This window comes from Microbacterium sp. (assembly GCF_030149085.1).
Classification (GTDB): domain Bacteria; phylum Actinomycetota; class Actinomycetes; order Actinomycetales; family Microbacteriaceae; genus Microbacterium.
On record NZ_JASBSF010000345.1, the window covers coordinates 1 to 8,668 of the forward strand.

Here is an 8,668-nt window from a genome sequence, read left to right on the forward strand (position 1 = left end):
GGCAGTGTCCCGGATGTCGCTGTGCCGATCCAGGGCGCCGGGAGTCGCGTAGAGCTCCACGAGAGCATCAGATCGATAGGTCAGCGCCTCGCGAACCGCTTGCGGTCCCTCGAGCAAGAACAGCCCGGTCTCCTGTCGCGCGCTGCGCTTGGACAGCTTCGCGACCGCGCGCACGCGTGGGGATCGCGGATTCTCCAGCACGGGCCCAGTTTAGAGGTACAGCGACGGCGATTCCCGCGCCATTGCGGGGCCCACCGAGCATATATTCCGCGAACGACACGAAGGGCGCCTCCCGCACGGGAGGCGCCCTTCAGGCAAGAGCGACCGATCAGGCCGACTTGGGTGCGTTGACGTCGCTGGGCAGCGCCTTCTTGGCGGTGTCGACGAGCGAAGCGAAGACCTTCGGCTCATTGACCGCGAGCTCGGCGAGCATACGGCGGTCGACCTGGACACCGGCCAGGTTCAGACCCTGGATGAAGCGGTTGTAGGTGAGGCCGTTCTGGCGGCTTGCAGCGTTGATGCGCTGAATCCACAGGCGACGGAAGTCGCCCTTACGCTTGCGCCGGTCACGGTAGGCGTAAACGAGCGAGTGGGTGACCTGCTCCTTCGCCTTGCGGTACAGACGCGAGCGCTGCCCGCGGTAACCGGACGCGCGCTCAAGGATGACGCGACGCTTCTTGTGGGCGTTGACAGCCCGCTTGACTCTAGCCATTTCGTTTCGTTCCTGTTCGTACCGTGGCGCTCAGATGCCGAGAAGCTTCTTGGCGACCTTCGCGTCACCGGGGGCGAGCATCTTGTCCGCCGACAGGCGGCGAGTGCGCTTGGTGGGCTTGCCCTCGAAGTTGTGGCGGAGGTTCGCCTGCTGCTTCTTGATCTTCCCGGTTCCGGTGACCTTGAAGCGCTTCTTGGCACCCGAGTGGGTCTTCTGCTTCGGCATCTTCTTTTCCTTCGTTGTGGTTCCCGCCGGGCGGGAGTCTGGGGGCCTACTCGGCGGGAGCGGCCGTGGGCTCGGGGGCTTCACCGCGGGCGGACTGACGTGCCGCCTCCTTGGTGGCAGCGCGCTGTGCGTTCTGCTCGGCCTTCGCCTCGGACTTGTTCTTGTGCGGTGCGATCACCATCGTCATGTTGCGGCCGTCGATCGTGGGGCTCGATTCAACAGTGCCGAACTCGGCGACGTCCTCGGCGAACTTGCGGAGCAAGCGCACACCCTGCTCGGGGCGCGACTGCTCGCGACCACGGAACAGAATCATCGCCTTGACCTTGTCGCCGGCCTTCAGGAACGACTCCGCGTGCTTGCGCTTGGTCTCGTAATCGTGCGGCTCGATCTTCAGGCGGAACCGGACTTCCTTCAGGACCGTGTTGGCCTGATTGCGTCGCGCTTCCTTCGCCTTCTGCGCAGCCTCGTACTTGAACTTGCCGTAGTCCATGATCTTGACCACGGGCGGCTTCGAGTTCGGGGCAACCTCGACCAGATCGAGATCGGCCTCCTGAGCCAGACGCTGCGCGACTTCGATGCGAACGACACCGACCTGTTCGCCTGCGGGACCGACCAAACGGACCTCGGGCACGCGAATGCGCTCGTTGATGCGGGGATCGCTGATGCGGAACTCCTCTTCGTGCGGGTGTAAGGCACCGCGACACGAGGTGCGCCGCGGATGAGATCAGAACACTCCACCCGCTCGACGCTCTGCATCGGCTTCATTCACCCTGACGCTCGACAGCTCGTCGAGCGCTACTTCTCCAGGCAATCGGATTGCCGGGGGAAGCGGAGTTCGTGGACCCGGTAGCCTTGAGCGGCAAGCGCGGGTGGGATGTGATCCTCTTTCGTGTCCGGCGCAAAGTGCTCCGGAGCCCGCACGAGTCTAGCAGAAGGCAACACGTGTCGACGATTCCCGGTTCTTCCGACCCTGCAGCATCCACCAGCGAATCGGCCGATCGCCGAGACCGCGAGCGCGAGCAACGCTGGGAGGAGGATGCCGAGGCCGCTGCCGCTGCATCCAGAGATATCGCTGACGTCCCGGCTGTCGAAGTCATCACGACCACCGCTGTGCACCTCATGAGTGCTGCGGCCGTGAAGGTCGGGCTTGCCGACGACCCCGACAGGCAGAAGGACCTCGACGAGGCCCGCAAGCTCATCAATGCACTCGCGGGCTTGATCACCGCCGGCGCTCCGGAGATCAGCGACATGCACGCTCGCTCGCTGCGCGATGGCCTGCGCTCGCTGCAGCTCGCGTTCCGCGAAGCATCCGTGATCCCTGACCCCATCGGCAAGGGGCCGGGCGAGAAGTGGACCGGTCCGGTCACCTGAGCCGAAGCGCGTCAACACCCGCGCCGGGATCGACTCAGACCGCCGAGCGCCGGATCTTCACGGCAAGGGAATCCACGAGAACCGCGATGCGGTCATCGGCTGCCCAGCGCTTCGCGAGCCGCTGCAGCACGGCATCCAGCTCTTCGCGGTCAAGGCCGGGCATGATGTCCAGCTGAACCTGGACCTCGGGGCCTCTCCCCCGCGCCTGCGGGTCGGCGGGTGCCAGCGAGAGATCGAGAACGGAAAGTTCCGCACCGATGCTTTCCTGGAATCCGGCGAAGACCTCCGGTGAGGTGTGCGCGGGCTCCCACTCGTGGCCCTGCGCAATGGCCCAGACGGCGGGGCGACGGATGACGAACTCGGTCTCGGAGCCGGGGTCGAGGACGATGAGGTCAGTGCCGTCATCGACAGCAGCTGCCGCCGTGCGCACCCCGTCGGCCGGGACTGGCCGCGCTGCCGGGTCCCACGTGCTCATCGCCGATACCGACGAGAACACCGGAAGCACGCGCCTGCCGTCGGGAGCGGCGACCGTGACGATCGATAACTCCTGCGTCTTGTCCACCGTCAGCCCGTGAGCACCGACACCCTCGTCGCCCTTCTCAGCGACGAGGGGAATGAGAAGGCGCGCGGATCGGTAGGCATCGATCACCTCGACGACGGAAGCCTCACCGGTCCGGAACCGCTCGATCGCACCGATCAACACCGGGTCGGCTGACCCGTCGTCACCGGCGAAGGGGTTCGCCTCGAAGCTGCGGCCGGCCCAGGGGAAACCGGCGGAGTCGGCGGTGTGATCCGATCCGTGGGCGTGCGCATGCGGGTTGCGCTGCGGGTCCTCAGCCTCCGGCGACATCCAGTGCCTCGGCCAGGGTGAAGGCACCCGAATACAGCGCCTTCCCGACGATCGCGCCCTCGACTCCGAGGGGGACGAGCTCCCGCAGCGCCGCGATGTCGTCCAGCGTTGCCACGCCACCCGAGGCGATGACCGGCTTCGGAGTGCGGGTCGCGACCTCGCGAAGCAGGTCGAGGTTGGGCCCGCGGAGCGTGCCGTCCTTGGTCACATCGGTGACGACATAGCGGCTGCACCCGGCATCCTCGAGGCGGTCGAGCACCGCCCACAGGTCGCCGCCCTCCTGCGTCCAGCCGCGAGCCGCGAGGGTCGTGCCGCGCACGTCCAACCCGACGGCGACCAGTTCGCCGTATCGGCCGATCACGTCTGCAGCCCACTCCGGGTTCTCGAGCGCCGCGGTGCCGAGGTTCACGCGCTCGGCACCGTACTCGATCGCGAGCTCCAGGCTCCGGTCATCCCGGATGCCTCCCGAAACCTCGACGTGGACGCCCTTGACCTGCTTGATGACCTTGCGGATGACTCCGACGTTGCTGCCGCGACCGAACGCGGCATCCAGGTCGACGAGGTGAATCCACTGCGCACCCTGGCGGGCCCAATCGACGGCAGCTTCGACCGGATCACCGTAGCTCGTCTCCGAGCCGGCGGCGCCCTGGGTCAGGCGCACCGCCTTGCCGTCGGCGACATCGACGGCGGGTAGCAGAATCAGTTCGGGCGTTGACGCGAAGTCGTTCATGGTTCCTCGGGCGGGTTCACGGAGCCCGCGGCACGCCGATCAGAATCGGGGGCAGGCACGAGTTCAGAGGGTAGCCGCGGGAAGGCTCGTGATCCAATTCGCGAGCAACCGGATGCCCGCCTCCCCCGACTTCTCGGGGTGGAACTGCGTCGCCGCCAACGGGCCGTTCTCGACGGCTGCGACAAACGGCGCTCCGTGCGTTGCCCACGTCACGACCGGGCTGGGGAAGGGATCCTGGGCTTCGAGAGTCCAGTGCTGCGCTGCGTACGAGTGGACGAAGTAGAACCGCTCCGACTCGATCCCGCGAAACAGTGTCGAGCCAGCACCCGCATCCACGGTGTTCCATCCCATGTGCGGGAGCACCGGCGCGTCGAGTTCGGTCACGGCCCCGGGCCACTGCCCGAGTCCGAGACTGTCGGCTCCGCGTTCGACACCGTGCTCGAACATCACCTGCATCCCGACGCAGATTCCGAGCACCGGGCGCCCTCCTGCCAAGCGTCGCTCGATGAGCTGGTCAGCACGCGAGTCGCGCAGAGCATCCACCACCGAGCGGAAGGCCCCGACGCCTGGGACCACCAGCCCATCAGCGGCCATGATCAGGTCGCGGTCGGCTGTCAGCTGCGCGTCGGCCCCTGCCAGAGCCAGCGCCTTGACGGCGGAGTGAACGTTGCCGGACCCGTAGTCCAAAACGGCAACCGTCGGCCGCGCGGTCGTTGTCGGCGCCCCAGTCACAGCGCACCCTTCGTGCTCGGAATGCCGCGCACGAGGGGGTCGAGGGCCTTGGCCTGGCGAAAGGCGCGCGCGAAGGCTTTGTACTCGGCCTCTGCGATGTGGTGCGGGTCGCGTCCGGCCAGAACGCGAAGGTGAACCGTGAGGCCGGCGTGGTAGCTGATCGCCTCGAACGTGTGCCGCACGAGCGAGCCCGTGAAGTGACCGGCGATCAGGTGCAGTGCGAACCCGTCGGGTTCGCCGTCGTGCACGAGGTACGGACGCCCACTGATGTCAACGACGGCCTGCGCCAGGGCGTCGTCGAGCGGAACGAGCGCGTCGCCGTAGCGCGAGATGCCCGACTTGTCGCCGAGAGCCTCACGGATGGCGTCGCCGAGCACGATAGCGACATCCTCGACGGTGTGGTGGGCGTCGATCTCGACGTCGCCCTCGGCGCGGATTGTCAGGTCGGTCAGGGAGTGCTTCGCGAACGCGGTGAGCATGTGATCGTAGAACGGAACCCCGGTGTCGATGGTGCTGGCGCCGGTGCCGTCGAGGTCAAGGCTCAACTCGACGCGCGACTCGCTCGTGGCTCGCGTGAGTGTTGCGGTGCGGCTGCTGCTCATGCGCGAAAGTCTATCGACGCGAGTGCTTCCAGAAACGCGGTGGTCTCCTCCGCGGTACCCGCCGACACACGCAGGCTTCGCGGGATTCCGATGTCGCGAACGAGGATGCCGCGATCGTACAGCTGCTGCCAGGTGCGACCGGGGTCCTCCACCCCGCTGAAGAGCACGAAGTTCGTCCACGATTCGTAGGCGCGATAGCCGAGGGCTTCGACCGTCGCCGAGATGCGATCGCGCTGCGCCACGATATCGTCCACCATCTGGAGCATCACCGGAGCGTGGGCGAGCGCGGCCAGCGCCGCCGCCTGGGTGAGAGAGCTGAGGTGGTAGGGCAACCGCACCAAGCGCAGGGCATCGATCACGGCGGGATCGGCGGCAAGGTAGCCAACGCGGGCTCCCGCGAACGCGAACGCCTTACTCATCGTTCGCGATACGAGCAGTCGCTCCCGGCCCGGCAGCAGCGACAGCGCCGATGCTGCAGTTCGCGGCGCGAACTCGAAGTACGCCTCGTCGACGATCACGATCCCGCGGGTCGCCTCGTAGGCCGCCTCGATCAGTTCGAGGCTCATCGGGGTCCCGGTCGGATTGTTGGGTGCACACAGAAAGACGATGTCGGGATCGGCTGCGCTGATCTGATCGACTGCCGATTCGACGTCCACGGTGTAATCAGCACCACGGCTCCCTGACACCCATTCGGCCCCCGTCGCGCGCGTCAGCAGCGGGTACATCGAATAGGTGGGGGCGAAGCCGAACGCACGGCGCCCCGGCCCACCAAAAGCCTGAAGGACGTGCTGAAGAACCTCATTGGATCCGTTGGCCGCCCAGATCTGGTCGGCCACGAGGCCGTGCCGAAGGTACTCGGCGAATCCCTCGCGCAGTTCCCGGAACTCGCGGTCGGGGTAGCGATTGATCTCGCCGAGAGCCCGCCCGATCGCATCCAGGATGTCGTCGGCGACCTCCCGCGGCACCGGGTGGGTGTTCTCGTTGACGTTCAGAGCGACAGGCAGTGGCGCCTGCGGTGCGCCGTATGGGGTAAGACCCCGCAGGTCATCGCGGAGCGGGAGATCATCGAGGCGAATCGTCACCCGTCCCATCGTACGGTGCGTGACGGCGCCGCACTCGGTTCAGCAGCCCTGCTCACTGCGTATACGCGAGGGGGATAGCCAGCTGCTGCCCTGCGCTCACGACGCTTCCCGTGAGGCCGTTCAGGCGGGAGATCTCAGCCACGACGTCGCGGGGGTCGGCATCCGGAGCGATCTCTTGTGCGATTGACCACAAGGAATCGCCCGCCGAAACGGTGACTGTCTCGAAGGTTCCCGACGGTGCCGAGGGATCGAGGGAAGCCAGGGCGGCCCCGCCTCCCCAGATGACCCCGAGGATGACCAGGACCGCCGGAAGCGCAGCAAGCGCCGTCAGGACGGCGCGACCGCGAGCGGTCAGCCGAAGCCGGGTCGCAGCGGGTCGCACCGCAGTCATGGTCGTGGGTGCGGAACCGAGAGCAATCGTCGTCATGTCATCCTCCGTTATCTCGGGGAGAGATTCGCATCCACCGCTCGGCCAGGAGTGGCGGATACGAATCTCTCTTCCGAAGTTATCTTCGATAATTCTGTCTGTCAAGTGCGAGTCATCTCGCGGATATTTCGAACACGACACGCGGACGGGTAGTCCACGAAACGGTCCTGAAGCGGTTACGGTTTCGATGAAGACAGGTCATCACCAACCTCCGACATTCGAAGAGGAGTGCGGGGCGGATGCAAACAGCGACAGGAGCGGGGCACATGAACGAGGAGCCGTCACGGGAGCGCACAGGCACGCGCCGGCGCCGCAGCCTGAGCGAGAAGCAGCTCGCCATTCTCGAGGTGATCCAACGAGCGATCGCCCGAAATGGCTACCCGCCGAGCATGCGCGAGATCGGTGATGCCGTTGGACTCAAGAGCCTCTCGAGCGTCACGCACCAGCTGAACCAACTCGAACTCAGCGGGTACCTTCGACGCGATGCCGGCAAGACGCGCGCCATGGAAGTGTTGATCGATCTTCCGGGCACGGCAGCCGAGAACCCCGCAGACTCCGCCCCGGCAGTCGGTGACGCCGCCATGGTTCCGCTCGTCGGCCGCATTGCCGCGGGAGTTCCGATCACTGCCGACCAGCAGATCGAGGAGATCTTCCCGCTACCCCGCCAGCTCGTGGGCAAGGGAGAGCTGTTCATGCTGCGCGTGAGCGGCGAATCGATGATCGACGCGGCAATCTGCGACGGCGATTGGGTCGTCGTGCGCTCCCAGGCGACAGCAGACAATGGCGACATCGTCGCCGCAATGCTCGACGGTGAAGCGACGGTCAAGGCCTTTCGTCAGCGGGACGGCCACACCTGGCTCCTCCCCCGCAATTCCGCGTTCGAGCCGATCCTGGGTGACGAAGCGACTGTTCTTGGCAAGGTCGTGGCGGTGCTTCGCGCGGTCTGAGCCGCATCAATCGCCACAATCGGGTGAGGCGCGCAGACCGGTCTTTCCGCCAGAATGGGGCCCATGAGCTCGGCGACGCCCGAAGACCTTGAATCGCGCATCCGCGCGCTGGAAACAGAGAACGCCCGCCTGGCGGGACGAACCTCCCGATCCGGAGGCTGGTGGCGCGCGGCGCTGTCAGCATTCGTGATCGTGATCGCGACGATTCTCGTACCGGTATCGGTGGTGACCACCTGGGCGCGCGTGCAGCTGGTCGACGAAGAGGCATTCGTGTCGACCTTCGCTCCGTTGACCGAGGATCCCGCGGTCCAGGAGCTCATCGTCGATGAGGCCACTGCCGCGATTGACGAGCAGGTCGACTTCGCCGGTCTCACCGACCAGGTCTTCGACGGTATCGAGGACCTGGGACTGCCGCCAGCCGCGGCAACAGCGCTCAACGCGCTACGCGCGCCAGCGGCTCAGGGTGTTCAGAACCTCGTCAACTCAGCTGTCGAGCGCATCGTCGCTTCGGATGCATTCTCGGATGTCTGGGCCTTCGCGCTGCGTGGGGTCCACCGCTCGATCACGACCGTCGCGACAGCGGACGGCGGCGGAATCCTCGTCCTCGACAACGACGGCCTCGGGATCGCCCTGGGACCGATCATCGATCAGGTCAAGCAGCGCCTCACCGACAGCGGGGTCGGCATTGCCGGGCTCATCCCGACGATCGACAAGACGATCATCATCGGCGACGGGGAAGCACTCATCGCGTTCCGGACCGTGTACGCACTTGCCGACGCCGTCGGCTGGTGGCTCTCGATCGTCACCATCGCCCTGTTCGTCCTGGCCATTGTCATCGCACGGCGCCGCAGCGTCGCCGTGATCGGTACCGGTGTGGGGCTCTTCATCGGCGGCGGCATGCTCGCCGCCGGCTTCGGAATCGGAGCTGCAGCAAGCACTGTGGTCGCCGGTCAGCTCGACCTCTCACCCACGGCTCTCGGCGTTATCTAC

The 8,668-nt window shown here is 66.3% G+C and carries 11 protein-coding genes and 2 pseudogenes; 3 read left to right on the forward strand and 10 right to left on the reverse strand.

Features of this window, described 5'->3' with window-relative positions; all coding sequences use genetic code 11:
- The 4 genes and pseudogenes from Q1V87_RS14175 to infC form a co-directional block, all read right to left on the reverse strand.
- Positions 1–201: pseudogene (locus Q1V87_RS14175) on the reverse strand (RNA methyltransferase); the annotation flags it as partial.
- 127 nt (positions 202–328) lie between these two features.
- Positions 329–712, reverse strand: coding sequence for a 50S ribosomal protein L20 (rplT, locus tag Q1V87_RS14180; RefSeq protein ID WP_228177768.1), 384 nt, complete (start codon positions 710–712; stop codon positions 329–331).
- Between the two features lie 30 nt (positions 713–742).
- Positions 743–937, reverse strand: a complete 195-nt coding sequence (rpmI, locus tag Q1V87_RS14185) for a 50S ribosomal protein L35 (RefSeq protein ID WP_228177767.1) — start codon at positions 935–937, stop codon at positions 743–745.
- A 46-nt stretch (positions 938–983) separates the two neighbouring features.
- Positions 984–1,601 carry a translation initiation factor IF-3 gene (gene infC / locus Q1V87_RS14190; RefSeq protein WP_292712167.1) on the reverse strand — a complete coding sequence of 206 codons (618 nt, stop codon included), beginning with the start codon at positions 1,599–1,601 and terminating at the stop codon, positions 984–986.
- Between the two features lie 287 nt (positions 1,602–1,888).
- On the opposite strand from infC, the gene Q1V87_RS14195 reads away from it, so the two are divergent.
- The gene (locus tag Q1V87_RS14195; RefSeq protein WP_300594241.1) at positions 1,889–2,308 is read left to right on the forward strand and encodes a DUF1844 domain-containing protein; all 420 of its coding nucleotides are present in this window, start codon (positions 1,889–1,891) and stop codon (positions 2,306–2,308) included.
- Between the two features lie 34 nt (positions 2,309–2,342).
- Here Q1V87_RS14195 and Q1V87_RS14200 read toward each other — a convergent pair whose 3' ends face one another.
- The 6 genes from Q1V87_RS14200 to Q1V87_RS14225 all read right to left on the reverse strand — a co-directional run bounded on the left by Q1V87_RS14200 (position 2,343) and on the right by Q1V87_RS14225 (position 6,731).
- Positions 2,343–3,158: an SseB family protein gene (locus tag Q1V87_RS14200; RefSeq protein ID WP_300594220.1), complete on the reverse strand. Its 816-nt coding sequence runs from the start codon at positions 3,156–3,158 to the stop codon at positions 2,343–2,345.
- Entirely contained in the window at positions 3,142–3,888 is a 747-nt protein-coding gene (priA, locus tag Q1V87_RS14205) for a bifunctional 1-(5-phosphoribosyl)-5-((5-phosphoribosylamino)methylideneamino)imidazole-4-carboxamide isomerase/phosphoribosylanthranilate isomerase PriA (RefSeq protein ID WP_300594223.1), read from the reverse strand. Before priA ends, Q1V87_RS14200 begins: the two co-directional genes overlap by 17 nt.
- A gap of 63 nt (positions 3,889–3,951) precedes the next feature.
- Positions 3,952–4,620, reverse strand: coding sequence for an imidazole glycerol phosphate synthase subunit HisH (gene hisH / locus Q1V87_RS14210; RefSeq protein ID WP_300594226.1), 669 nt, complete (start codon positions 4,618–4,620; stop codon positions 3,952–3,954).
- Entirely contained in the window at positions 4,617–5,222 is a 606-nt protein-coding gene (gene hisB / locus Q1V87_RS14215) for an imidazoleglycerol-phosphate dehydratase HisB (RefSeq protein ID WP_300594229.1), read from the reverse strand. Before hisB ends, hisH begins: the two co-directional genes overlap by 4 nt.
- Positions 5,219–6,313, reverse strand: a complete 1,095-nt coding sequence (locus Q1V87_RS14220) for a histidinol-phosphate transaminase (protein ID WP_300594232.1) — start codon at positions 6,311–6,313, stop codon at positions 5,219–5,221. Before Q1V87_RS14220 ends, hisB begins: the two co-directional genes overlap by 4 nt.
- A gap of 43 nt (positions 6,314–6,356) precedes the next feature.
- Positions 6,357–6,731, reverse strand: coding sequence for a LysM peptidoglycan-binding domain-containing protein (locus tag Q1V87_RS14225; protein ID WP_300594235.1), 375 nt, complete (start codon positions 6,729–6,731; stop codon positions 6,357–6,359).
- 266 nt (positions 6,732–6,997) lie between these two features.
- On the opposite strand from Q1V87_RS14225, the gene lexA reads away from it, so the two are divergent.
- Entirely contained in the window at positions 6,998–7,678 is a 681-nt protein-coding gene (lexA, locus tag Q1V87_RS14230; protein WP_300594238.1) for a transcriptional repressor LexA, read from the forward strand.
- A 63-nt stretch (positions 7,679–7,741) separates the two neighbouring features.
- Positions 7,742–8,668 (forward strand): annotated as a pseudogene (locus Q1V87_RS14235) (hypothetical protein); the annotation flags it as partial.

Bases quoted from the DNA above. Each gene is read 5' to 3' on its own strand.
- rplT (WP_228177768.1), bottom strand. From the start codon at position 712: ATGGCTAGAGTCAAGCGGGCTGTCAACGCCCACAAGAAGCGTCGCGTC.
- rpmI (WP_228177767.1), bottom strand. From the start codon at position 937: ATGCCGAAGCAGAAGACCCACTCGGGTGCCAAGAAGCGCTTCAAGGTC.
- Q1V87_RS14200 (WP_300594220.1), bottom strand. From the start codon at position 3,158: ATGTCGCCGGAGGCTGAGGACCCGCAGCGCAACCCGCATGCGCACGCC.
- priA (WP_300594223.1), bottom strand. From the start codon at position 3,888: ATGAACGACTTCGCGTCAACGCCCGAACTGATTCTGCTACCCGCCGTC.
- hisB (WP_300594229.1), bottom strand. From the start codon at position 5,222: ATGAGCAGCAGCCGCACCGCAACACTCACGCGAGCCACGAGCGAGTCG.
- Q1V87_RS14220 (WP_300594232.1), bottom strand. From the start codon at position 6,313: ATGGGACGGGTGACGATTCGCCTCGATGATCTCCCGCTCCGCGATGAC.
- Q1V87_RS14225 (WP_300594235.1), bottom strand. From the start codon at position 6,731: ATGACGACGATTGCTCTCGGTTCCGCACCCACGACCATGACTGCGGTG.
- lexA (WP_300594238.1), top strand. From the start codon at position 6,998: ATGAACGAGGAGCCGTCACGGGAGCGCACAGGCACGCGCCGGCGCCGC.